This is a genomic window from Methanoculleus sp. DTU007, assembly GCF_001512385.1.
In the GTDB taxonomy this organism is placed as follows: domain Archaea; phylum Halobacteriota; class Methanomicrobia; order Methanomicrobiales; family Methanoculleaceae; genus Methanoculleus; species Methanoculleus thermophilus.
Genome location: NZ_LFRO01000045.1, coordinates 831 through 24,394 on the forward strand (window position 1 = coordinate 831; position 23,564 = coordinate 24,394).

Genomic DNA, 23,564 nt, shown 5'->3' on the forward strand with positions numbered 1-23,564 from the left:
GAGGAGGCGAAGCGCACGGCGTACGAGTGGTTCCCCGTCGCTGCAAACAAGGGTGAACTGAACTGGGTCGTCCCCACCCCGACGCATTTTGAGCAGATGCAGCAGATGGTGACGCCTGAGGATGTCGCAAAGACTGTCCTCTGCGGGCCAGACCCGGAGAAGATCATAGAGAAGGTGGGCAAATTTGTCGATATGGGTTACGACAGCGTCCTGATCCACCAGGTCGGCCCCGAGCAGGAGGCGTTCATCAATCTTGCGCACGACGTCATCCTGCCCGAGTTCGGGATCAGGCCCCCGCGGCCAGAGGCCACAGGGAGGATGGTCCCCGGTCCGGCGAGGTGAGGGGAGGACGCCAGATACCTCTTTTTTTTGGCTCCATAGAGCCTCTTTCGTGCGAGACCGGAGCGTCGACCTATACATTTATGAAGCCGGTGCCGCATCCCGTTCCCGGGATGACAGAGGATGCCAGTACCACAGCCGCCCGCGACCTCATGGCGGAGTTCGCCGACCTGACCGGGCTTGACCCGCCCCGAGCCCACCCGCGCCGCTATCTCTGGACGGATGCCTATGCGGTCTGCAACTACCTCGAACTCTTCCGCCGGACGGGTGACGAAGACTATCGCGACCTCGCCCTCCGCCTCGTCGACCAGGTGCACCACACCCTCGGCCGGCATCGCGACGACGATTCGCGGACCGGCTGGATCAGCGGTCTATCCGAGGAGGAGGGGGAGGCTCACCCGACCCGGGGAGGTCTTCGGATTGGAAAACCGCTCCCCGAGCGGAGGCTGGATGAACCGTTCGATGAGCAACTCGAGTGGGAGCGGGACGGGCAGTACTACCACTACCTCACCAAGTGGATGCACGCGCTCAACCGGACAAGCAGGGTGACCGGGGATCCGGTCTATCTTTCGTGGGCGGTGGACCTCGCAAAGGCCGCCCACGCCGCGTTCACATACACCCCTTCCTCCGGCGGCAAAAGGATGTACTGGAAGATGAGTATCGACCTCTCCCGGCCGCTCGTACCTTCAATGGGCCTGCACGACCCCCTCGATGGGTTCGTCACCTACAGCGAACTCCAGGCGGCCGCCGGGGGGACCGAACTTGCGACCGAGATCGCCGATATGGCCCGTCTCTGCCGGGCAGGGGTCCCTGCCATCGACGACCCGCTCGGGATCGGCGGGCTTCTGTTTGACTCCGTAAGGATCGTCCAGATCGCAAGCCAGAACGTATCTGCATACGAAGAACTGCTCGCGTCCATCCTCGACGCAGCCCTCGTGGGCCTTGCACGATTTGCCGGGAGCGGGACGCTCCGCAATCCTCCCGAATACCGCCTGGCCTTCCGTGAACTCGGGCTCTCGATCGGTCTACGGGGGATGGAGGTCATCGTCGAGCGGGTCCGGAAGAACCCGGCCCTCGCCCGGCGAGCGGAGGGTCTTGTACGGTATGTGCCGCTCGCCGCTGCGATCGAGCGCTTCTGGATGGATCCGAACAACCAGAAGGCCGGCACCTGGACCGGAAATCGGGAGATCAATATGGTGATGCTTGCTACCAGCCTCGCTCCCGGGGAGTTCCTGACTGTTTGAGGAGAATCTCGAACGGTCTCAGAACCGGTCAGGAGTCGCGGGGCGGTGAGGAGGTATCCTCTGCAGGTGTCTTCTCCCACCCATACGTTTTTTAAGCAGAGATGATGAGGCTGGATTCAAACTGGGGAATGATCATGCCAGCCAGGTTAATTGATTACTTCAACAAGCAGCCAAGGATCGGTCTGCTCAGCACCGCGAATAAGGAGGGGAAGGTCGATGCAGCTGTCTTTGGCTCGCCGATGATGACTGATGAAAAGACTGTTGTCATGGGGCTTGGGCAGAATCGCACGTTCGCGTATCTGCAGGAGAATCCAAACGCCGTCTACACGATTGTGGAGGCGGGAGAGACGATAATGGACTGGAAAGGGCTCCGGGTCTATCTGAAGATGAAGGACTACGCGACATCGGGGGAGACGCTGGAGACCTATCGAAGACAGATCGCACAGGTTGCGGGTGAAGATGCGGCAGCGATGATCCACGCTACGGTGACGTTTGAGGTCACCGAAGTGCGCCCCCTCATCGATATGGGCCAGGGCTGGGAGAAGTCTATCTGATCGTGAATGTTCGTGAGCGGGTTCTCCCGCTCTGCTCTCAATAATCCTGGATATCCATCGCATCAAGACAGAGAGGTCTCCTGGATGTCTTCCATCGGGTCTTCATACGTGGAACAAGGCTGAGGACCATAGGGCAACAACATACTAGGCTGTTCGTGAGTGCTACACCCTCGGCCACCTCATATTGATCGAGAGGAACGAGTTTTCTGTCTCCACGTTTCGACGGACCATCCAGACGTAGAGCCGTTACTGGTGACCAAGTAGGATTGGGCCGGGGCATCGTTGATGTCGCGGTCTGCTCCGATAACACATTTTCCACCTCCAGGCGCCTCAAAAATGCGCGAGCACAGTACGCGCACCTTCGTACGGCGTTGAAGTCAAAAGGCACCCGGTCGGCAAAGTGGAAACTTCGCACGATCTCTCGCCGGGAAAGATGGTTTGCGACCGATACCCGGCATTGAATCTCGGAGCAACTTGTCACTTTGGATTACACGATCTTCGCTCTGGATGATTTGAGCAAGATTCGGTTTGGAAGCGACGCAGCAGGTCGTTCAACTGGAAATTGAACTCCTGGGCACTCTCCAAACTCGAACAATTTATCCGGTATAAAGCCAAGACTCTTGGTAAGAGCGTTGTTCCTGTCGATGCCCTATAGACTTCGTAGAAGTGCTCCGTGTGCGGACATACCTCTAAAGGAGGTCGGGATGGTTCGTCGTTCCGATACCGGAGATGTGGGTTTCAACTCCACGCTGATCTCAATGCTGCTCGTAACAATCGCTCAAGCCGGCATATCCGGTTTGAGTGGGCTGCCCGTCAACCAGCCGAATGTAGCGCGTCTCTGACACGGTTACAAGCCCCGGCCAACAGGCGCAGGGTTGTTGACAACTGATTGATCAAGGTGAATGTTACATGACTACAATTGGAGTGATCGGTGGAACGGGGGGTCAGGGGTTCGGAATCGCCCTCCGGTTTGCACAGGTGGGAGAGAACGTCATCATCGGATCCCGGACGATTGACAAAGCCTTGGCCGCCGTGGAGAAGGCAAAGGAACTCCTTGGCGATATCCCGAACATCCAGGCCGCGACAAACCCCGAAGCGGCGAAAGCCGCCGACGTCCTGGTCCTCACGGTGCCGCTCGCGGCCCAGAGGGATATCCTGCTCTCGATCAAGGAGGGTGCAGCCGGGAAACCGCTTCTGGACGCTACGGGGCCGCTGGAGTCCTGCATCGGCGGGTCGGCGACGAGGTACATCGACCTCCCGGAGGGCTCGGCCGCGGAGCGGTCCCAGTCGATCCTGCCGGATGCGAAGGTGATCTGCGCCTTCAACACCATCTCCCAGAGTTGGTGGCTGCAGCTCGACGAGCCGATCGACTGCGACTGCCTCATTTCCGGCAACGACGAGGATGCCAAGGCGTTCGTGACGCCGCTCATCGAGAAGATCCCGGGCATAAAAGTCGTCGACTGCGGCAAACTTGAGCGGGCCCGGATCATCGAGAAGATCACCCCGCTTCTGATTGGCTTGAACATCAAGAATAAGTGCCAGTTCGGCGGCATCCGGATCACCGGCCTCGACAAAGGCCGAGCCTAGAGAATGGAGTAACCGTCATTGGGAATACTTGATGGAAAAGTCGTAATTGCGACCGGAGCGAGCTCCGGGATGGGTGCGGCTCGCTCGAAACAACTCTGTCTCTTTTTGATCACACTCACCCGGTGAGCTCCTGTCTACTCCGAGAGAAACGGGAATATCCGCCATAAGTCCTCATCGAGCGGCTTCTTCCTCTGCCAGGTCTCCTCAAGCGGTGTGTATGCAAGGTCTCCCCCGATCTCTCCCACCATGCACCCGCTCCGCCCCTCGAGCAGCGCCTCGACGGCGGCGACACCGAGGAGACTCCCGAGCACCCGGTCACGCAGCGTCGGCGGCCCGCCCCGCTGGAGGTGACCGAGGACAACGACCCGGGTATCGAAGTTGAGGCGCTCACCGATCTGGCGGGCAATCTCAAAGGAGATCCCCGGGGTCTTTCCCTCCGCCACCACGACGATCGCGCTCTTCTTCCCGATAGTAAACCCTCTGCGTATGCGCTCGCTTATCCGGTCGATCGAGACCTCTTCCTCGGGGATGACGAGTTCTTCGGCACCTCCGGCGATACCGCTCTCGAGCGCCAAAAACCCCGCCGTGCGCCCCATCACCTCGATGAAGAAGATGCGCTCATGGGACCGGGCCGTGTCGCGGATGCGGTCTATCGCCTCGACCGCGCAGTTTGCGGCGGTATCGAACCCGATACAGTAGTCGGTTCCGTAAATGTCGTTATCGATGCTCCCCGGCACACCGATGAGTGCTGCCGGGTCCGTCTCGGCCGCAAGCAGGCTTGCACCGTGAAACGTCCCCTCCCCTCCGATCAGGATGATGCCGTCGAGACCCATCTTCTCGATGGACGCTGCCGCTTTAAGCCGCCCGTCCTTTGTGTAAAACTCGCTGTTCCGCGAGGTCTCAAGGATTGTGCCGCCCAGATGAATGGTATTTCTGATCGCCGTCCGGTCGAGCGGCACTGCGTCGCCGTCGATGAGCCCGGTATATCCCCGGCGTATCCCGAAGACCGAGAGGTTGTGTGCGAGCGCTGTGCGCACCGCCGCCCGTATACAGGCGTTCATACCCGGAGCGTCACCGCCGCTGGTGAGAATCCCGATCCGCTTCATGCCTCCTCCAGATCATCGAGCGCTTCCACACCCGGGAGCGGTTTTCCTGCAAGCATCACGAGCGCTGCCCCGCCGCCCGTCGAGACATGAGTCATCTCGTCGGCAAGCCCAAACCGCCTTACGGCATCCGCAGTCGAGCCGCCGCCGACGACTGTGGTGCCGTTGAGGTTGGCAAGGGCCGCAGCAACCCGGCGTGTCCCCTCGGCAAATGCCGGGATCTCATAGACGCCCATCGGCCCGTTCCAGATGACGGATCGCATGCCTGCAAGTTCACGGCAGAACTCGTCGGCGGTCTTGGGCCCGATATCGGCGACTGCCCAGCCATCCGGGATTGCATCGGCGGAGACGACCTGAAATGGGGTGCCTGCTTCCAGCCGCTCTGCAACAACGACGTCCCGGGGCAGAAGGAGGCGGACGCCGCGCTCCGCTGCCTTCGCCTCAAGGAATCTTGCGGCATCCAGGCAGTCGGTCTCGACGTAGGACGCACCGGTCCCGTACCCCCTTCCTGCAAGGAATGTCGTCGCCATGCCTCCCCCGATGAGGAGGAGGTTCACCCGGGAGATGATATTCTCTAGGACCTCCAGTTTCTCGCTCACCTTGGCCCCGCCGATCACGGCAGCAGACGGCCGCTCAGGATCTTTGAGGATCCGCGCAAACGTGTTCACCTCCCTCTCGAGCAGGAGCCCCGCCACGGCGGGGAGGTATTTTGGGACGCCCACGATCGATGCATGGGCCCTGTGTGAGGCTCCGAAAGCGTCGTTGACGTAGATATCCGCAAGCCCGGCGAGATTCTGTGCGAATGAAGCGTCATCCGCCTTCTCCTCCGGATGGAACCGGAGGTTCTCGAGAATGATGATATCCCCGCCGCTCATCCCGGCGACCGTGCTCTCGACCTCCGGCCCGATGCAGTCCTGGAGCGCCATGACCGGCCGACCGAGAAGCAGGGAGAGCCTGTTTGCGACGAGGGCAAGACGCAGCCGTTCAACGACCACACCCTGCGGCCGGTCCAGGTGGGAGCATATGATGACCCGTGCGTCCCGTTCGCAGAGGTAGCGTATCGTGGGCAGACTGGCTCTGATCCTGGTGTCATCGGCGATGGTGCCGTCTTCATCGAGCGGCACGTTGAGATCGGCACGAAGAAGCACCCGTTTACCTCTGACGTCGATATCCCGGATAGTCTTCTTTCTCCCAGGAATCACGTTCTGCATACTGGTACCCCCGGGTCAGCAGGAAGCTGTGCCGGGACTTGATGGGTCATATGAGCGGCACTCCCCTCCGTCTGGCTCCTCTTCGCTCTTCCCAAAAATTGCTGTGCATGCGTTCGCCGCTGCAAGATCGGGCGGCGTATCAGACGAGACTGCCTCGTTGGCCGGCCCCGGGTCTAGCGTGCGCCGACCAGACCCGGGACCGTTCTCTCCGGTCGTTCACCGCTCCCAGTAGGGTGTGTAGCCGTAGTGGCTGTACACGCCGGTGAGCCACTCGCGGTCGGCGGTCGTCGGCCAGTTATCTTTGTCAAACCCGGGTGCGTTCTCCAGTCTCTCCTTTGAGATGTCTAAAACGAACGACTCATCTGCGGCGTTGTATCTAAGGGCCTCCCAGGGGATGGCAAAGAGCTTGTCGCCCAACCCCATGAAGCCCCCAAACGAGAGTGCGGCGTAGGCGATGCAACCCGCCGAGGTATCGATCATGATATCCTTGATGCTCCCTAGGTCTTCGCCCTGCGGGTTCCTGACCCGGGCATCCTCAATATCACTCGCCCGTATGATGTTTCGCCTCTCCATCTCTGCTACAGTTCCTCTCATGCGTATCACGTCTCCAGTATCTGTGGGACAGAATGCCCCACGGCAAGAGGGTCAATACCGGCCGTACCATATTTAATTTTTGTGACAATATGTTTGATACTGGATAAAATTTGGTGGGGGGTCTTTTGAGGTCAATACCGCTCCGTCACCAGGGTCTGCGCCTGCTCGCGGACGAACGAGAGGAGGTAGTAGGGCCCCCCTGCCCCCCTGCCCGTCGAGCCGCTCGCCTTCCAGCCGCCGAACGGCTGTGCCCCCGGCCAGGCCCCGGTCGTCGCCCCCCCGCGTCGGTTGGCGTAGACGACCCCGGACTGGATGTGGTCGAAGAAGTAGCGGATCTCCGCCGGGTCTTCTGAGAATATCCCGGCCGTCAGGCCGTAGTCGGTTGCGTTTGCGAGGCGGAGTCCCTCCTCCAGGCTCTCGAAGGTCCCAAGGAGGAGGATCGGAACGAAGAGCTCATCCCCAAAGAGCCGGTGGTTGTGGGGAAGACCGGTGATGACCGTGGGCAGGACGTAGGCACCCAGGCCGTAGAGCCCGCCTTCAAGCACCTCCCCGCCGGCAACCAGCCTCCCGCCGTCCCGGATCGCCTCCTCGATCGCCCTCTGGAACGTTAAGCGTGCATCATCATCGATCAGGGGGCCGTACGTGACCTCCCGCCGCCGGGGATCCCCGACCTCAATCCGGTTCACCCGGTCGCGTAGCGCCTCGATGAACCGCTCGGCCACCGATGACTGGACGTAGACCCGGGACGTGGCGCTGCACTTCTGCCCCCCAAATCCGTAGGCGGCCCGGACGACACCTTCGACGGCTTTCTCAATATCCGCGCTCGCGGTGACGATGACCGGATTCTTGCTCCCGAGTTCCGCAACGACCGGCTTGTGGTACGGCTGCTCTGCGGTGCTCTCTCTAAGCAGCCACTCACCGACGGCCCGCGACCCCGTGAACGCGATCCCGGCGACGTCCGGGTGGGCGACCACGACCTCGCCGAAGGGGCCGCCGGGGCCGGTCACCAGGTTGATTGCACCGGGAGCGACCCCTGCCTCCACAAAGAGCCTATAGAGAATCACCCCGGAGAGCGGCGTCTTGCTCGTCGGTTTGAAGACGACCGTGTTCCCGGTCAAGAGCGCGCCCGTGATCATCCCGGCAGCCAGGGCTATCGGGAAGTTGAACGGGGAGATGACCGCCCAGGCGCCGTACGGGCGCATGACGCTCCGGCACTCCTCCCCGGGCGCCGGGGAGTGCATGGAAGAGACGTAGCCGTTGCTCTGCTCGTAGATGCTGCAGTAATACCGGAGCATATCGACCGCCTCGCCGACTTCGGCCAGGGCCTCGTAACGGGTCTTTCCCGCCTCGTAGGTGATGAGGGCCGCAAGCCAAAAGCGCCGGTCCTCGATCAGCCCGGCCGCCCGCCTGATGATCGCGACCCGATCCTGCCAGTCCCTTCCGCTCCAGTCGGGAAAGGCCTCGTTTGCCGCGGCGATCGCCTCCCGCGCGGCCTCCTCTCCCCCCTCCTGAAAGGTCCCGAGCAGGATGCCCGGGTCGATCGGGGAGCGCGCCTCAAACTCCCTTCGGGCGGTGACCTCCCTCCCGCCGATGTAGATCGGGTGGCGTTCCCCGAACTCCCGCTCGACCTCGATCAGCGCGGCCTCGTACTCGCCGTGAATCCTCTCGTCCGACTCGAGCGATACGTAGGTAAATTTGGATTCCAGCATACAATCAACCTCCATTAATCTCCTCAAGCACCCGGCCGATGATCCCGATCCCCGCATCGATATCACTCCTCTCGATGACCAGGGGAGGGCTTACCCGGATCACCGACTCCCCCGCGGGGAGGAGGACGAGACCGCGCTCGAATGCACCCCGGAGCATCTGTTTCCTCTCGTTCGGAGCAGGCTCCTTTCTCTCCCGGTCCCGGACGAGCTCGACCCCGATCATCAGCCCGAGGCCGCGGACATCCCCGATGATCGGGTGGCGCTCCGCGAGCTCTCGCAGGCGCTCTACCAGGTACCCGCCCCTCGCCATCACCCGCTCGCCGAACCCCTCCTCGCGGAGGAGGTTCATTGTGGCGAGCGACGCGGCACAGGCAAGGTTGTTGCCGCCGAAGGTGCTTGCGTGCGACCCGGGCGGCCAGTTCATGACCTCGCTTGAGGCGACGGTGACCCCGAACGGAAGCCCCCCGCCGATCGCCTTTCCAAGGCAGAGGATATCGGGGACGACGCCGGTATGCGTGGAAGCGAGGAACCGCCCGGTCCTGAAGCACCCCGTCTGCACCTCGTCCACCACGAGGAGGATCCCGTGCTCGTCGCAGAGCCGCCGCAGCCGGGGGAGGAAATCCGGCGGCGGAACGACGTAGCCCCCCTCCCCGAGCACGGGCTCGACGACGATCGCAGCGACCTCGTCGGGCGCGACCTCGTAACGAAAGACCGTATCCTCGATGTAAGCCACGACGTCGGCACCGCAGGTCGCAGGGTCGCCGCCGAACGGGCGGTAGGGGTCCGGGTAGGGTACGTGGACCACCGGGAGGAGCGGTCCAAAGCCGCGCCGCTGGACCACCTTCCCTGCCGTGAGACTGAGGGCGCCGTAGGTCCGCCCGTGGAACCCGCGGTGAAACGCGATGAAGTACTTTCGCCCCGAATGGTAGCGCGCTAGTTTTAATGCCGCCTCAACGCTCTCCGCCCCGGAGTTGCTGAAATAGACCCTATCGAGCCCCGCCGGGAGAAACTCGACCAGATCTTCGGCGCACCGAACCGGGAGTTCCGATCCGAAGTCCATGAACGCCCCGTGCGAGAGGCGGCCTGCCTGCTCCCTGATCGCGGCGACGATATCCGGATGGTTCCAGCCCATATTCATCACGGCGATCCCGGCTGTAAAGTCGAGGTAACGGTTCCCATCGACGTCCCAGAGGTTTACGCCGCTTGCCCTCTCCAGCACGAGGGGATACTCCCGCATGACCGACGGGGAGATGACCGCCGCATCCCGCCGGAGCACGTTTTTGGCTCTCTCGCCCGGGGGCTTGGTGAGCATCAGGGGTTCCATGCACCAACCCTGCCGCCGTCATAAATAAAGCCCCCGCCCGGGGGTACCGCAAGGTTCAAGTAGCGTTTGAGAGTGACTCACTCCCGGGGATTTCGTGAAATTCGCTACTCTCGCCTCCTGCTTTGAGAGACTCCAGGCCACGACGTCAAGAATCGAGATGACCGCCCTTCTTGCCCGGCTGCTTGGCGGGGCAGCCCCGGACGAGATCGGGCTTGTCTGTTACTTCGTGCTCGGGGAGATCGGGCCCGGCTACAAGAGGGTCAGCCTGAATATCGGGGACCGGGCCGCCGCGGCAGCAATCGCTCTTGCGGCGGGGACCGATCTCTCTGCCGTTGAGGCGGCGGTGCGCGAGTTTGGCGACTACGGCGATGTCGCCTACCACCTGATCGAGGCGCCGGCCGCGGAATCGCTCTCGGTCACCGACGTTCACCGGAGCCTCTCCGCGATCGCCGGTGCTTCCGGCCCGGGCTCGGCCGAGGAGAAGAAGAGCATCCTTGCCCGACTGCTTGCAGCGGCCACCCCGGTCGAGCGGCGTTACCTCGTCCGGCTTGCCACCGGGAATATGCGGCTCGGTGCCGGGGATATGACCTTGCTTGATGCTCTGGCTGAGGCGTTCCTGGGTTCGAGGGCCGAGCGGCGGGCGCTTGAGCACGCCTACAACATCTCCTCCGATATCGGCCTTGTGGCCCGGACGCTCCGGGAAGGCGGTCTACCTGCGGTGCAGGCGATCACCATCACCCTGCACCGCCCCATCCGGCCGATGCTCACGCAGCGGGTCGCCCGGATATCGGAGATCCTCGAGCGAATCGGCTCTCCCGTCATCGCCGTCGAGGAGAAGTACGACGGCGAGCGGATCCAGGCACACAAGGACGGTAACGACGTCACCCTCTTTTCGCGCCGGCTGACCGACGTCACCGACCAGTACCCCGATATCGCCCGCCATATCCGGCGGTGCGTTGCGGCCGATACGGCGATCCTCGACGGAGAGGCGGTCGCGTTCGATCACGAGACGGGGACGTACCGGCCGTTTCAAGCGCTGATGCGGCGGCGCCGGAAGTACCAAATCAGCGAGGTCGCAGCCGAGATCCCGGCAACCTACCGGGTCTTCGACCTCCTCTACGTAAACGGTGAGTCGTATCTCCATCGGAGTTATCCCGACCGGCGGGCGAAGCTCGAAGAGATCCTTTCCCGCGACGACCACCTCTCCCCGGCCGACCGGATCATAACCGATAATACCGACGGGATCACGGAGTTCTACCTCGCCTGCATCGAGCGGGGGCTTGAGGGGATCGTCTGCAAGTCGTGCGCCGACGACTCGTTCTACCGGGCAGGTGCGCGGGAGTGGCAGTGGATCAAGTGGAAGAGCGACTACGCCCCGGGGCTTTCTGATACCCTCGATCTTGTCATCGTCGGCGCCAACGCCGGGCGGGGAAAGCGGGCCGGGACCTACGGCTCGGTCCTCTGCGCCGCCTACAACAGCGAGAAGGACGTCTTCCAGACGGTCTGCGGCATGGGGACAGGGTTCTCGGACCCGGACCTCGCAGATCTCCCTCGCCGGCTGGCCGGCGCGAGGGCGGACCGGCAGCCGGCCCGGGTGATGGCGAACCCCCAGGCGGCGCCCGACTTCTGGTTTCTGCCGGCCCAGGTCGTCGAGGTGCTGGGCCTCGAGATCACCGAAAGCCCAATCCATACCTGCAACTGGGATCCTGTGCGACGGCGGGGGCTTGCCCTGCGGTTCCCACGGTTCGTCCGCTGGCGGGACGAGAAAAGTCCCGAGCAGGCGACGACGACCGCCGAGGTCGCGGCGATCTTTCACCGGCAGCGGGAGGTGTAGCGGCATGGAGACGATCGTGACGAACATCGAGGTCGCGGCGATCCTCTATGAAGTCGCCGATCTTCTGGAGATCAAGGGTGTCGGGTTCAAACCGCATGCCTACCGGCGGGCGGCGCAGGCGATCGAGACCCTTCCGGAGAGTATCGCCGACATCGCACGGAGAGGGGACCTCGATGCGATTCCCGGCGTGGGAAAAGGGATCGCTACCAAGATCCAGGAGATCGTCGAGACCGGCGACCTCAAATACCTCACCGACCTTCGCGAGGAGCTCCCGGAGGGCGTGCAGTACCTGATCCGGCTTCCCGGGATCGGGCCGAAGAAGGCGATTGCACTCTCCCGGGAACTCGGGGTCCGGACCATCGACGACCTGGAGGCGGCCGCGCTGGCCGGCCGGATCCGGGATCTTCCGGGATTCGGGGAGAAGACCGAATCAAACATCCTCGAGAGCATCCGCCTCCACCGAACCGCAAAAGAGCGCCGGTTGCTTGGCCAGATCCTGCCCGTCGCCCGGGATATCGAACAGAACCTCCGCTCGATCCCCTCGGTCCGGCAGGTGAGCCTCGCCGGCTCGATCCGGAGGATGAAGGAGACGATCGGGGATGTCGATATCCTCGTGACCTCCTCGGATCCCCGGGAGGTGATGGAGGTCTTTGTCACCCTCCCCGGGGTCGAGCGGGTCCTCGCCCGTGGGTTGACAAAGACCTCGGTGCTGCTCGCGACGGGGATCCAGGTCGACCTCCGGGTCGTGGAGGAGAGGCAGTTTGGGGCCGCTCTCCAGTACTTCACCGGCTCAAAGGAGCACAACATCGCTCTCCGAAAGATCGCGATCGCGAAGAACTGGCGGTTGAGCGAGTACGGGCTCGTGGATCTTGCCACCGGCCGGACGGTCGCAGGCGAGGACGAGGCCTCTGTCTACCGGGCATTGGGTCTAGCCTGGATCGAGCCGGAACTCCGGGAGGACCGGGGCGAGATCGAGGCCGCCCGGGCCGGGACCCTTCCCGACCTCGTCGGCTACGACGAGATCCGGGGCGACCTCCATGTCCACACCCGCTGGAGCGAGGGCGCCCATTCCATCGAGGAGATGGCGCAGGCGGCCCGGGAGCTCGGCTACGAGTATATTGCCATCTGCGACCATGCGGAGACCCTGCATATCGCACGCGGCCTCTCTCCCGAGCGACTTTGCGACCAGATGCGCGAGATTGAACGGATCAACAGGGCGGCCGAAGATGACTTCACCATCCTTACCGGTACCGAGTGCAACATCGGCATGGACGGAAAGATCGATCTTCCGGACAGCATCCTTGCCGATCTCGACGTCGTGATCGCGAGCGTCCACTCGGGGTTCAAGCAGACCGAGAAGGAGATGACGGAGCGCGTCATCACGGCGATGGGAAACGACCACGTCGATATCATCGGCCACCCGACGGGGAGGATCATCTTCGAGCGTGAGCCCTACCGGATAGACCTCCCTGCGGTCTTTGATGCCGCAGCAAAATTAGGAGTCTTGATGGAGATCAATGCCTTCCCCGGGAGGCTGGATCTTTCCGATGCCAACTGCCGTCTCGCCCGCGAGCATAACGTCCGTTTCTCGCTCGGTTCGGATGCACACAGGCGGGAAAACCTCCGCTACATGGAGTTCGGGGTTGCGACCGCCCGGCGGGGCTGGGTCTCGGCGAACGATATCGCGAACACCCGCCCGCTCCCGGAACTGCGAAGGTTCCTTCGATCGTAGTTACCCGACCGTCTGCTTCGGCGCAGCGGAGACGATATCCACAAGTTGGATATCGAACGTCAGGGGTTTTCCCGCGAGGGGGTGGTTTGCGTCCAGCGTCACGGTCGATTCCGAGACCTCGCTTATGGTGACGATGGCCGCCCTGCCGTCCGGCTGCTGGATCTGGAGTTGCTGGCCCCGTTCGGGCTGGATCTCCTCAGGAAACTCACTCCGGTCCACGGTGAGCGTCATGTCTTCGCGCCGTGGGCCGTACGCATCCTCCGGCTGGATCGTGGCTGTCTTTTTCTCACCCGGTTCCATGCCGACCACGGCCCGCTCGAACCCGGGGATGATCTGTCCGCTGCCTATGGTGAACTCCAGGGGGTCTCGATCCATGGAGGAGTCAAAGACCGTTCCATCTTCGAGTTTTCCCGTGTAGTGTACCTTGACGGTATCGCCTTCTTTTGCCTGCACCATTATTGATTCACCGGCGGGGTGGTGATCCCGGAATCCTATTTATGTGTGCCGGCCAGGCATGGGTTGCCGAGATTTTGGGCGATCACGCGTAATTTTTAGGGAATCCCGGGGAACTGTTACCGGCCGCTCTTCCTCGTAGCGTGCAGAACCCCAAGCACGCCCTTCACGTCGTAGCCGGGTGTCCGATCGATTGTAAAGTCGTAGTACTTGCCAATATAGTCGAGGAGCGCCCTGTTCACCGGCCCTCCGATCGGGGGCATGTGAAGTTCCATCTCGATCCTGCGCACCCCGTCGAGATCCTCCGGTCGGATCGACCATTCTGCCCCTTCGCAGTCGCACTTCAAAAAGTCGCACCCCCCGGCCATGCTGATGAACTCCGCAAGCGGCCGGGTCGCCACGGTGACGGTCTCGCCTCCCCAGGTGATCCGCTCGAGCCTCCCGTCACCGAGCGCCCCGTCGATCACCGTGACATTGACCCCGTTTGTCCGGATGTTCTCCCGGAGAGCAGCCCCGAGAACGGGCTCGACGGCCAGCACGTGCTTTGAGCGCCGGGCGGCACGGATGCAGAACGCGCCGATGTTCGCCCCGATGTCAATGACGATATCGCTGGATCGGATGTCGTCGTAGTAATACTCTCCGACAACGTAGACGGCGTCGGCCCCATCCGGCATTCTCCGAAAGGTTATCCCGTCGGGGGTGATGACATGTGACTCGGGGTGCATCTGAGATATACCGTTAGGATCCCGGCGTATATGGGCGTTCCTCTGTGTCGCTCTCTTAGAATAGGGCCACCGCGCTCAACAAATCATACTGATGGGGGGCCGGACGCTCGAGGACCACCGGCCCATCGTCGGCGACGTTCTCATCGCCGAGATCTACCGCAAGGCGGCGTTGCGGAGATGTTCCTCTCCCTCGTCCCGCTCATGAACGAGGCCGGGATCAAGACCGGTGGAACATCTCTTCCTGATCGCCCGCCTCCTCTCTGACTACCTAGATACGCTCACCACAGAACTCGTGGCCCCTGCCACGGTTGACGGGGGAACCTGTTAAAAAAGTATACTCTTTAATCTTCACGGAGGGTGGACCGTGCACCGATCTCACGGTCCACCCCCGTCCGGGTTGCCCGACTCACGCATGGCTCCAGGCAACCCGGTCTCTCTCCCGTATTTTTGTGAGGGGGCGCTTCTGATCGGCGGGATCCCCCTCCCTCACCCAAAGCAAGGGCAGATGGCACAGATGGCTGGCAGAACCCGGGCAGGAGTTTGCAGACGCACCTATCTTCTGGTTATTTACGAGTATGCGGGTCAAGGGCAGATAATTTAGGTTCTATTCAATGGCGATGAGACTCCGGAAGATTCTGTGATCGCAACCATATACCGACTGACGTCACCACCCCCCTAACGATGGTAACCTATGCCCCAGAATATATAAGGTTTTCCCAGTGCGGTGATCGATGCCGCCGCTCTCGAATACCTCTCCGCGCTCCCGGTTTCCCAGAGGTATCTTCACCGGCTCGCATCCGATGAGACTCTAGCATCCTGGAAAGTGTTATGGATGCGTGGCCGTTCTGTTCAGGGGCGCTATGGGTGCGGTTTGAACCTACCATTACCATGCCCCTCGGTAAAAAATAGACTTCCGGAACCGGTCCGGATACCCTTACTGATCGTCGGAACGTCCGACGATCTCGATTGGGCGACTCAGCCTGATCCGTGCGATGCTCTTTCCTTTCATCCCCTCGACGACCTGCTCGGCAAGTTCGGACGGCACATCGACGGTAGAGTATGTCTCGTAGATGTTGATCGCGCCGATGGCGCTGCCGGGGATTCCGGTCTCTCCTGCGAGTGCCCCGACAATATCCTTCGGCCTGATCTGGTCTTCTCTCCCGACGGGGATCTTGAGGAGTGCCTGCCCCGGGGCCAGTCTGACCTCCTGCGACTGGGTCAGACTCTTATCGGTAGAACCACTGAGTTCCAGTTTCAGGAGGGCCGCGGCAACCTCAAGCGAGGTGTAGTCCTCGGCGATGATCCGCTCGACGAGATTCACGTAGCGGTCGAGGTTCCCCTCGTTTATGATGTGCTGCACCCGGTCAATGAGTTTGCGTGTCCGACTCTCCTCGACGTCTCCCGGTGTCGGGAGCGGGATGCGGGCAATCTTGATCCTGGTGTAGTTCTGGATCGTCCGGAGTTTGAAGTATTCCTTCGGGCCTACGAACGTGATGGCCCGGCCGGTTCGCCCGGCACGCGCCGTCCGGCCGATGCGGTGGATGTAATACTCGATGTCCTGCGGAACGTCGTAGTTGATGACGAGATCGACATCCTCGACATCGATGCCCCGGGCGGCGACGTCCGTTGCGACCAGAACGTCGATGCTCCCTGCACGGAACTTCGCCATCACCCGGTCGCGGAGGCTCTGCTTCATGTCCCCATGGAGGCCTTCGGCGAAGTAGCCCCGGGCCTGGAGGTGGGCGGTCAGGTCGTCGACACCCTTTTTGGTGTTCGAGAAGACGAGCGTCAGTTCGGGATCGTACATATCGAGCAGCCGGGAGAGGATCTCGAGTTTGTCGCGGCTCCGGACCTCCAGGTAGAGCTGCTCGATCTGCGGGACGGTCACCTCCCGGCGTGTGACGGATATGAACTCCGGGTCTTTCTGGAACTTTCTTGAGATCTCGAGGATTGGTTTTGGGAGGGTTGCCGAGAAGAGGACTGTCTGGCGGTCGTCCGGGGTCTCGGCAAGGATCTTCTCGATATCCTCGCGAAAGCCCATATCGAGCATCTGGTCCGCCTCGTCGAGGACAACGATGCGCACCTTCTCAAGCGTCAGCGTCCCGCGGTCGAGGTGATCGATCACCCGGCCCGGCGTCCCGACAACGATCTGGGCACCGCGCTCCAGTCCTTTGAACTGCCGCTCGATCGGCTGACCGCCGTAGATCGGGAGGATCAGGATCCCTTTGCGGTACTTCGCCAGGCGAGCGAACTCCTCGGCGGTCTGGATGGCAAGTTCGCGGGTGGGGGAGAGGACGAGAACCTGTGTATCCCGGCTGTCGGCGTCGACCTGCTCGATCGCCGGGACGCCGAATGCGGCTGTCTTTCCGGTCCCGGTCTGAGCCTGGCCTGTCACGTCGCGCCCTTCAAGTATCACCGGTATTGTGCGTATCTGAATCGGCGTGGGCTCCTCAAAGCCCATATCTTCTATTGCGCGGAGCATCTCCTGTGAGATATTGAGATCCTGGAAGGTTACGCTGTTTTCCATTCTTGTATACCTTGGTGTTCACGTCTCTTTATATGTCGCATTGTATTTCCCTTCTGCGGGTACACCTAGCGGGGTGATTGCCCGAACCCCTCCACCAATTGCCGCCGCAATGATGCGGGAGGTTTACCGCCGCTACTTTGCCGCCCGTCCCGATCTCTTTGGGGTGTTGCTCCCGGACCTCCTGCCCCACGAGGTCTGTGGGGCTGCGCCTCCCGGTCGTGTGAAGGTGCTCTTTCTCGCGGAATCCCCGCCCTGGGTCGCCGGAAGGCACGAAGTCGCCGTGGCCGCCGACTGCAGACGTCCGGACTATCCCTACTTCTGGAACGACCGCTACGAGGCCGGGGCCCTCCGGGGCCCGCTTGCCGGAGGGCTTGCCGAGAACCTCTTTTACCTCCTCAGGCTCGATGGCGAGTCGCGCCGCGAGAACCTTGCGCTCTTCATTGAGGATGGGTTCTTCCTCGTCGATACGGTGAAGTGCATCTTTCGGAAGAACCGGAAGGGAGTCATCCCGGTGGACCTCGTCCGGCTGAGCGCCCGCGAGATCCTGGAGGCCGAGATCGCCGCCCTCGCCCCGGAGTACGTCGTCGCCCTCGGGGGCACGGCGCTTTCAGGGCTTCGCATGATCGAGCCGTACGCGACGGCGCTCGCCGGCGCCGGAACGATCATTGAGGTCTCACGAGAGGGCCTCCTTGAAAAGCCCCGTCTTCTCTGTCTGCCCTACCCGGGCTGGCGCAACCGGCAACACCAGGATCTGATCGAGTCGGGATTCTCAACCCTCCGCGATCTCGTGGCCTGACTGCCTCACCGGAGTTTCCTCTTCCCCTCCTCGTACATCCTCTCCTTCTGCCGGCGAAGCTCTGCGGCCGTCCTCTGCTCCTCAGGGGTCCCTCTCTCCTCGATCTGGATCTTCTGCGCCTCTGCCTCTATCTCGCGTGGGCTCTGGTACCCGGATGGTCTCACCAGTTCTCTGTCCTCCCGGTACTCGCCCTCGATCTGCTCCCGGCGCTCGGCTGCGACTGTTTCGGCCCCTGTAGCCACCGGGATCTCCTTGCCGCGAGCCTCGGCGACCTTCTTTAGCCGCACCTCAAGGACACCGTTCTTGAAGGTGGCGCGTGCCCCCTCTTCCCTGACGTCGGTGGGGAGGGAGACCGTCCGGGCGATCGCGCCGAACCTTCGTTCGCGCATGTGGTACCCGGCTTCCTTCTCCTCGTGGGATTCTTCCCGCCGGGCGGCGATCCGGAGCGTCCTTGGGTCCAGGAGCCGGACGGTTATCTCTTTCCTCTCGACGCCGGGAAGATCCGCGACGACCATGACGTCGTCCTCGTGCTCGACGACGTCGATCATCGTCCCTGCCCCCGGGACGGGTACCTGCTGCATAGACCCGGATATCCGCTCCATCGTGTCCCGAAACTGCCGCTGCATATTCGCGAGCATATCCTCAAACTCGCTCCAGGGCCCGCGGCCCGTTCTTCGCCATGCCATGGTTGCTCTCTCCTGCTCGTTGGCGGTCCCTGGTTGTGAGCACTTCATATATATGTAACTGTGCGCCGTGTGGCGAGCATATCATCCGACCCGGGACCGAGACGATCGACGGCATTGCGTTCGCTTAGAGGCCTGACGTCCACCTTGTCATCCGGGTTCCCCGGAGAGCCGCGTTTCCCTCATACAGGCCATCGTCGCCTCAAATCAATCGCCGTTTTGGCATCCTTTTATCCCCCGATGCCACCCTCCGGTATGAGCGAACTCTCGCCGGGCATGCCGGCACCCGATTTCTGCCTTCCGGATGCGGACGAGGAGACGGTCTGCCTCGGCGATCTTTCGGGCCGCTACGTTGTCGTTTACATCTACCCGAAGGATAACTCTTCGGAGTATACCCTCGAGGCCAGGTCGTTCTCCCGACTGGATACCCGGGTCTTCGGCATCAGCCCGGACTCTCCCGGGAGCAACAGGCGGTTTGCTGCAAAGCACAACCTCACCGTCCGCCTCCTCTCCGACCCCGACCACCGCGTCATCGAGGCCTATGGCGCCTGGGTCTTGAAGAAACTCTACGGGAGGGAGTACATGGGCGTCGAGCGGAGCACCTTCATCATCGATCCCGAGGGGAGAATTGCCGCCGTCTGGCGGAAGGTGAAGGTGAAAGGGCACGTGGCCGAGGTGCTGGCGAGGCTTGAGGCTCTCAAGGCTGTCGCCCGGTAGTGCGGCCTGGGGTCTCTTTTCCTGCCTCCCAGAGGTCGAGCTCCGGGCTCTACGAGTAGGGTCCGGAGAATATCTGTAGATCACCTACTTGTAGATGGCGCTCCGGTGCCCCACCTCGAGGACTAATATCAGGAGGCGCTCGTCCTCAATGGTGAGCACGACCCTGTACATGCCCACCCTGAGCCGGTAGACAGGCGTCCTGGAGAATCCGGCCAGTTTCTTAAGATGCCGATATGGGTTTTCCCGGAGCCCGGCGACGGACAAGATGATTCGGCGAGCTGCTGTGGGGGGGAGGCTTTTGAGATCTCGCCGAGCCCTGGCGGTGTAGATAACCGTGTAGGTCATCACTCTACACCGAACTCTTTCTTGATCTCGTCCTCGGAGTAGAGCCGGCCTGCCCGGATGTCCTCGAGAGCCTCCTCGATGCCCCTGATGGCCTCCTCTGAGAGGGGCTCGTCATCGATGGCCATATCGAGCAGGCGGGCAATAACATCGTTATAGGACTCTTTTGGGTGGCGTTTCAGGGCTTCCAAGCGGCTCTTGTTCTCGGGCGTGATCCAGACGGTGGTGGCAGACATATTAGTGTCTATAGGTCGTTGTAGGTTATGATATATTTGGTCTGGGGACTGGGCTCCTCATGACCGGCGCCCCCAGCCCGGTTGAGTTCTGCGAACTCTTCTCTTTCTTGCCCGCCTTCTCCGGCCTTCTCCAGCAGGTAGGCGACCGTCTCCCTCCTCAAACCCCTCCCCAACCGGGGGTTTGCCCGTGCACACAAACCCGTTCTTCTCGAGCACCCGTATGGACCCGATGAGTTGGGGGTCGGTCGCGGGGACCAGGTCCTGGCGTTCAGTGTGGATGCGGTGGGGGTCCCATCGGGGTCACTCCGGGTACATTTCGGTGCATACAACGACTCTTCCCCGGTGGCGCCATCCCCTCATCCCCCCTTGCACCCTCACATCCTCCTGCCCCCACGATCCGGCTCCGGGGGTGAGATGGCCGATACTCGCTTTACAGCCATCAGTTCTTTATTTCCGGCGTAAAAATTCCGATAAAAAGAATATCTCACCCTTCATCGAGTGCCTTGACAGGGCTGCCGCTCGCAACTCCCGGCGCCCGGATGAGGATTCATATGGCCCTCAACTTCCCGTTTCCAAAGACCGGGCTGATCCTGGCCCTCACTTGCCTGTATTGCCACGCTTGCCATCGCTTCTGCAGGTTGCACCGCCACGACCGACCCCGACCCCGACCCCGCCGACATCGCCCTCGTCGAGAAGATGCTCGACCTGAACAGGCGCCTCGCGGCGGCCCCGCATGAGAAGGAGGTGCTCGCCGGGATGATCGACGCGACCGACCAGGAGATCGATCGGCTGGTGTATGAGTTGTACGGGCTGACGGAAGAGGAGATCGCGGTTGTGGAGGGGGCCGTGTGAGATTTTACAACGATCCGTTAGAGATCAGCGTTGACGCCTGGGCAGAATTATTGGTAGATAGAACGGTGACAGAAGAACGCGATTTGATTGTGTTACGGTTGGTATATGAGAGCGAAAACCACGAAATGCATGCATCTGATATAGCGCCTTATTTAAATTATAGGGGACATGGACCGGTGAATTCTCAAATTGCTCGATTTAGGGCTCTGTTGAAACCCTCTTCCTTGAAGGCCATACTGCCTACTATCTTTGGTATCCGGGCGGCAGCTGGAGGTTATCCAGGGCATTTCAACAGAGCCCGATTTAGCAAACGTGTTGTTGAAAAGACTGGTGTTCAGCCGCCTAAACGAAAAAATGGATCAACTCGATGGTGGCACGTACCCTTTTTAGGTTACGATAAAAAGGATGGCACGTGTGCCTGGATCATGCGGCCTGAATTGGTGGGGGCGTGTGAACAGGTTTTCGGTCAAAGAGACTCAAAACTGGTTTACCCTGGAGAAATGGCTATCAAAGATAGCACTTTACTATCTGAAGGTGCTGTGAGTCAGATCTTTGTAAACCGTTACGAACGGAACCAACAGGCAAGAACCGCATGTATAGAACATTACGGCTGTCGTTGTGCCATTTGCGGTTTTGATTTTGAGGAGGTATACGGGCCGATAGGGCATAATAAAATTCATGTGCATCACCTCGTGCCTCTATCGGGAATACGACAGGAGTATAAGATCGACCCCGTGCGAGATCTACGTCCCGTATGCCCGAATTGCCATCTCATAATTCACAGTAAGAAAGAACCTTTCACAATAGATGAGGTAAGGGAACTGATCAGGTCCAGTAACAGGCAATAAGTGCTTTATATTGGTTCTCGTCTGTCCCGTCAGCAATCGATCTGATTGCTCAGGCACCTTTAGTGGCTGCAATATGTAGATCCCTTATTGTCTGGGAGAGAATTATTTATATTGAGAAAAAAGAACTCTCTATGTCACTCTACGACCGGTGGCAGGGATCAGAACTATCCGTTCTGGAAAAGGAGCTCATTTTTAACAGGGACAATACCGGTTTCGTTGAGTATGATACAAAAGACGGAAAATACTTTTACCTCCATCCTTCTCCGTTCCTGAACACTCCAAAAAGGGAGATCTTCTGTGCCGAGTCGTGCGATCCGCCGGCAGAACATACCTTCGTTGAGGTCGAGGTCGAATCCGAACGAGAATATACGCTCAAAGGACCCCATGACCGTATCACCGTGAAAACGATTTGCGGCTGGAAACCTTTCGATCCAAGTCCTCTGGCTGAGCGCAGAAAAATTATGGACTATGAAGAGATTGTGCATTATTTCACTCAGCCGTTCCGGGGGGAGGAGGAGACAATCGAACAGATTGCAAAATGTTCTGCACTCTTTTCGCTTCCTTCTCCTCCGATCGCCGATGAGGTGGGAGGAATCAACGCTGCCATCCTCGGGAAAAAGACACAATGGAACACTTTCAGAGGATTGATGAAGGTTATCCCTCAGGACTTCTTCCGGCCAGGCTCGCGGTATTACTACTACATATCCGATCAGGAGAGGTGTACAATCAAAAGAGGATGCGAGGAGGCGAACCGGGCGATCTACCGTCCAGATGAATACATCATGGATATTCCGCTCGTTGTCGAGGAAACCACACTTAACACACTCTCAAAAGATTACAAAGAACTCATACGCGAAGAACAGCCCCTCATAACGTCCTATATTCTTGATGCTCTTATCATCAAACCCGACCCGATGAGCACGGTTGAGAAGACGATAACCGACGCAGTACATACCATCCGCGAAGAGTACAAGCGAACCGGATACTCTCCTTACAAGCAAAACCTGGGCGATGCGGTCCCGAAACTGACTTCATCGCTCGCTCGACTCCAACAAACCTCGAAAGCCACCCCGTCCGACGTTAAGAATGTCGTCGAACTCTGGCTTGACATGCACTCGAAAGCGAACAAGATCTACTCTTCTCCGCTCAAAGTCGCAAAGCGATATGATCTACTCGACACCGCACGGAAATTGTACGTAGAACTCCATGACATCTATGGACTCGAATTCTGGATTCCACTCAACGAGGCTACGACCCAGACAACGTTGCATCCGGAGGAGTTCATGGTCTCTCTTGAATCACTGGTCTGGGCAGGATATGCCATGAGAAAATCAGGAGCCATAATGCTCCTCTAGGATTTAACGTGGTTCTGATGAGTGCCCAAAATCAGGTATCCAATATGTTACTAGGAAAAAGCGTTGGATTGATCCAATTACAGACCCGAAACCACGAGCGAAAGGGAAAATGTGGTTTCCGGTTGATATGCCTTTGTTCAGATACCGTGTTAAAAGGATTCCTCTAACTCATCCTCTGCCCAGTATCCTACAATTCCACCGACTCCGGCGCTTATCACCTCATTCCTCAGTGTTCGCACTTCAGCCGCCAGAGTTGCCGGCGGGCGGGCCGGATCCGATCGTTGTGGGTCACCCATGCCCCTCTAATATTTTTGTGGGTCAGATATTGTGTTTTGTGACCCATAATCCCCGGGATATGGTTTGTATATACTCAAATATACACAACGAACTTTGCGTATATCAGATCGGGATTTTGATATACACAAACTTCTTTGCGGATATCAGGGTATCCGAAACCGGTTCCCCCCGGTCACCTCAAACGTCGTGATGATCGGCCTTCTCCCGTCTTGCGGGAATTCTTCTAAATATAGTTCCGTAGCCTCTTTGAGGTTAGCTACCGCCCTCGCACCTACCGATGCTCAAGCTTCCGGTCCGAAAACGTGAAGCGTTTTCTCAAGTTCCGGTCTCTCAACCCCCCGCCCTCCCATAGAGCGTCATCCCTTGCGGTACTCTGCTCACGATACCCAAAAACCCGAACGGCCCCGGTAGAGCGGCAGGATTTGAAAAATCCTCGTTACCGTGGGTAGCGTAACGAAAGTTCTGTAAAATTGAATTGGCCCTGGATCCAACCTAGATTTGG

Annotated in this window: 23 protein-coding genes and 1 pseudogene; 12 read left to right on the forward strand and 12 right to left on the reverse strand. The window is 60.3% G+C overall.

All coding sequences use genetic code 11. The features are described 5' to 3' along the window. The 5 genes and pseudogenes from ACI94_RS05170 to npdG all read left to right on the forward strand — a co-directional run. Positions 1-342 (forward strand): annotated as a pseudogene (locus ACI94_RS05170) (LLM class F420-dependent oxidoreductase); the annotation flags it as partial. Positions 343-452: 110 nt separating this feature from the next. Next, the gene (locus ACI94_RS05175; RefSeq protein WP_066955462.1) at positions 453-1,583 is read left to right on the forward strand and encodes a hypothetical protein; all 1,131 of its coding nucleotides are present in this window, start codon (positions 453-455) and stop codon (positions 1,581-1,583) included. A gap of 134 nt (positions 1,584-1,717) precedes the next feature. Beyond that, positions 1,718-2,137, forward strand: coding sequence for a pyridoxamine 5-phosphate oxidase (locus ACI94_RS05180; RefSeq protein ID WP_066955465.1), 420 nt, complete (start codon positions 1,718-1,720; stop codon positions 2,135-2,137). 673 nt (positions 2,138-2,810) lie between these two features. Beyond that, positions 2,811-3,026 carry a zinc ribbon domain-containing protein gene (locus ACI94_RS11035; protein ID WP_083524735.1) on the forward strand — a complete coding sequence of 72 codons (216 nt, stop codon included), beginning with the start codon at positions 2,811-2,813 and terminating at the stop codon, positions 3,024-3,026. Positions 3,027-3,046: 20 nt separating this feature from the next. Continuing rightward, entirely contained in the window at positions 3,047-3,724 is a 678-nt protein-coding gene (gene npdG / locus ACI94_RS05185) for an NADPH-dependent F420 reductase (RefSeq protein ID WP_066955257.1), read from the forward strand. A 134-nt stretch (positions 3,725-3,858) separates the two neighbouring features. Here npdG and pfkA read toward each other — a convergent pair whose 3' ends face one another. The 5 genes from pfkA to ACI94_RS05210 form a co-directional block, all read right to left on the reverse strand. Further along, on the reverse strand, positions 3,859-4,830 hold the full coding sequence (pfkA, locus tag ACI94_RS05190) for a 6-phosphofructokinase (protein ID WP_066955260.1): 972 nt from the start codon (positions 4,828-4,830) through the stop codon (positions 3,859-3,861). Beyond that, positions 4,827-6,038, reverse strand: a complete 1,212-nt coding sequence (locus tag ACI94_RS05195) for a phosphoglycerate kinase (protein WP_066955263.1) — start codon at positions 6,036-6,038, stop codon at positions 4,827-4,829. Before ACI94_RS05195 ends, pfkA begins: the two co-directional genes overlap by 4 nt. 216 nt (positions 6,039-6,254) lie before the next feature. Beyond that, the gene (locus tag ACI94_RS05200) at positions 6,255-6,632 is read right to left on the reverse strand and encodes a PRC-barrel domain-containing protein (protein ID WP_224732742.1); all 378 of its coding nucleotides are present in this window, start codon (positions 6,630-6,632) and stop codon (positions 6,255-6,257) included. Positions 6,633-6,763: 131 nt separating this feature from the next. Next, positions 6,764-8,341, reverse strand: a complete 1,578-nt coding sequence (locus ACI94_RS05205) for an aldehyde dehydrogenase family protein (protein WP_066955270.1) — start codon at positions 8,339-8,341, stop codon at positions 6,764-6,766. 4 nt (positions 8,342-8,345) lie between these two features. Beyond that, the gene (locus ACI94_RS05210; RefSeq protein WP_066955273.1) at positions 8,346-9,665 is read right to left on the reverse strand and encodes an acetyl ornithine aminotransferase family protein; all 1,320 of its coding nucleotides are present in this window, start codon (positions 9,663-9,665) and stop codon (positions 8,346-8,348) included. A 94-nt stretch (positions 9,666-9,759) separates the two neighbouring features. On the opposite strand from ACI94_RS05210, the gene ACI94_RS05215 reads away from it, so the two are divergent. After that, entirely contained in the window at positions 9,760-11,499 is a 1,740-nt protein-coding gene (locus tag ACI94_RS05215; protein ID WP_066955277.1) for an ATP-dependent DNA ligase, read from the forward strand. A 4-nt stretch (positions 11,500-11,503) separates the two neighbouring features. Continuing rightward, positions 11,504-13,231, forward strand: a complete 1,728-nt coding sequence (polX, locus tag ACI94_RS05220; protein ID WP_273258764.1) for a DNA polymerase/3'-5' exonuclease PolX — start codon at positions 11,504-11,506, stop codon at positions 13,229-13,231. On the opposite strand, the gene ACI94_RS05225 is transcribed toward polX, so the two are convergent. From ACI94_RS05225 to ACI94_RS05235, 3 genes are all read right to left on the reverse strand, one after another. After that, positions 13,232-13,687, reverse strand: coding sequence for a peptidylprolyl isomerase (locus ACI94_RS05225; protein WP_066955283.1), 456 nt, complete (start codon positions 13,685-13,687; stop codon positions 13,232-13,234). 116 nt (positions 13,688-13,803) lie between these two features. Beyond that, positions 13,804-14,409, reverse strand: coding sequence for an FkbM family methyltransferase (locus tag ACI94_RS05230; RefSeq protein WP_066955286.1), 606 nt, complete (start codon positions 14,407-14,409; stop codon positions 13,804-13,806). A gap of 934 nt (positions 14,410-15,343) precedes the next feature. Next, positions 15,344-16,936, reverse strand: coding sequence for a DEAD/DEAH box helicase (locus tag ACI94_RS05235; RefSeq protein ID WP_066955289.1), 1,593 nt, complete (start codon positions 16,934-16,936; stop codon positions 15,344-15,346). Between the two features lie 73 nt (positions 16,937-17,009). Between ACI94_RS05235 and ACI94_RS05240 the strand changes: the two genes are divergently transcribed. Further along, positions 17,010-17,732: a uracil-DNA glycosylase family protein gene (locus ACI94_RS05240; RefSeq protein ID WP_286681179.1), complete on the forward strand. Its 723-nt coding sequence runs from the start codon at positions 17,010-17,012 to the stop codon at positions 17,730-17,732. Positions 17,733-17,737: 5 nt separating this feature from the next. Here the strand turns inward: ACI94_RS05240 and ACI94_RS05245 are convergent, their stop codons facing one another. Beyond that, the gene (locus ACI94_RS05245; RefSeq protein WP_066955295.1) at positions 17,738-18,418 is read right to left on the reverse strand and encodes an Hsp20/alpha crystallin family protein; all 681 of its coding nucleotides are present in this window, start codon (positions 18,416-18,418) and stop codon (positions 17,738-17,740) included. A 252-nt stretch (positions 18,419-18,670) separates the two neighbouring features. Here ACI94_RS05245 and ACI94_RS05250 point away from each other — a divergent pair, with 252 nt between their 5' ends. Further along, complete coding sequence (locus ACI94_RS05250) at positions 18,671-19,132, forward strand: peroxiredoxin (RefSeq protein ID WP_066955298.1); 462 nt, start codon at positions 18,671-18,673, stop codon at positions 19,130-19,132. Positions 19,133-19,216: 84 nt separating this feature from the next. On the opposite strand, the gene ACI94_RS05255 is transcribed toward ACI94_RS05250, so the two are convergent. From ACI94_RS05255 to ACI94_RS05265, 3 genes are read right to left on the reverse strand one after another with little or no spacing between them, the layout of a single operon-like run. Then, the gene (locus ACI94_RS05255) at positions 19,217-19,477 is read right to left on the reverse strand and encodes a type II toxin-antitoxin system RelE/ParE family toxin (RefSeq protein ID WP_066955302.1); all 261 of its coding nucleotides are present in this window, start codon (positions 19,475-19,477) and stop codon (positions 19,217-19,219) included. Then, positions 19,477-19,710 carry a hypothetical protein gene (locus ACI94_RS05260; RefSeq protein WP_066955305.1) on the reverse strand — a complete coding sequence of 78 codons (234 nt, stop codon included), beginning with the start codon at positions 19,708-19,710 and terminating at the stop codon, positions 19,477-19,479. Before ACI94_RS05260 ends, ACI94_RS05255 begins: the two co-directional genes overlap by 1 nt. A gap of 8 nt (positions 19,711-19,718) precedes the next feature. Further along, the gene (locus ACI94_RS05265) at positions 19,719-19,871 is read right to left on the reverse strand and encodes a hypothetical protein (protein ID WP_273258760.1); all 153 of its coding nucleotides are present in this window, start codon (positions 19,869-19,871) and stop codon (positions 19,719-19,721) included. Positions 19,872-20,406: 535 nt separating this feature from the next. Here ACI94_RS05265 and ACI94_RS05270 point away from each other — a divergent pair. From ACI94_RS05270 to ACI94_RS05275, 3 genes are all read left to right on the forward strand, one after another. Then, on the forward strand, positions 20,407-20,562 hold the full coding sequence (locus ACI94_RS05270) for a hypothetical protein (protein ID WP_169795892.1): 156 nt from the start codon (positions 20,407-20,409) through the stop codon (positions 20,560-20,562). Positions 20,563-21,062: 500 nt separating this feature from the next. Further along, positions 21,063-21,410 (forward strand): HNH endonuclease, encoded by a 348-nt coding sequence (locus tag ACI94_RS11040; protein WP_224732751.1) that lies wholly within the window; start codon positions 21,063-21,065, stop codon positions 21,408-21,410. A 131-nt stretch (positions 21,411-21,541) separates the two neighbouring features. Further along, positions 21,542-22,765, forward strand: coding sequence for a hypothetical protein (locus ACI94_RS05275; protein ID WP_066955308.1), 1,224 nt, complete (start codon positions 21,542-21,544; stop codon positions 22,763-22,765). Positions 22,766-23,564: the final 799 nt, after the last annotated feature.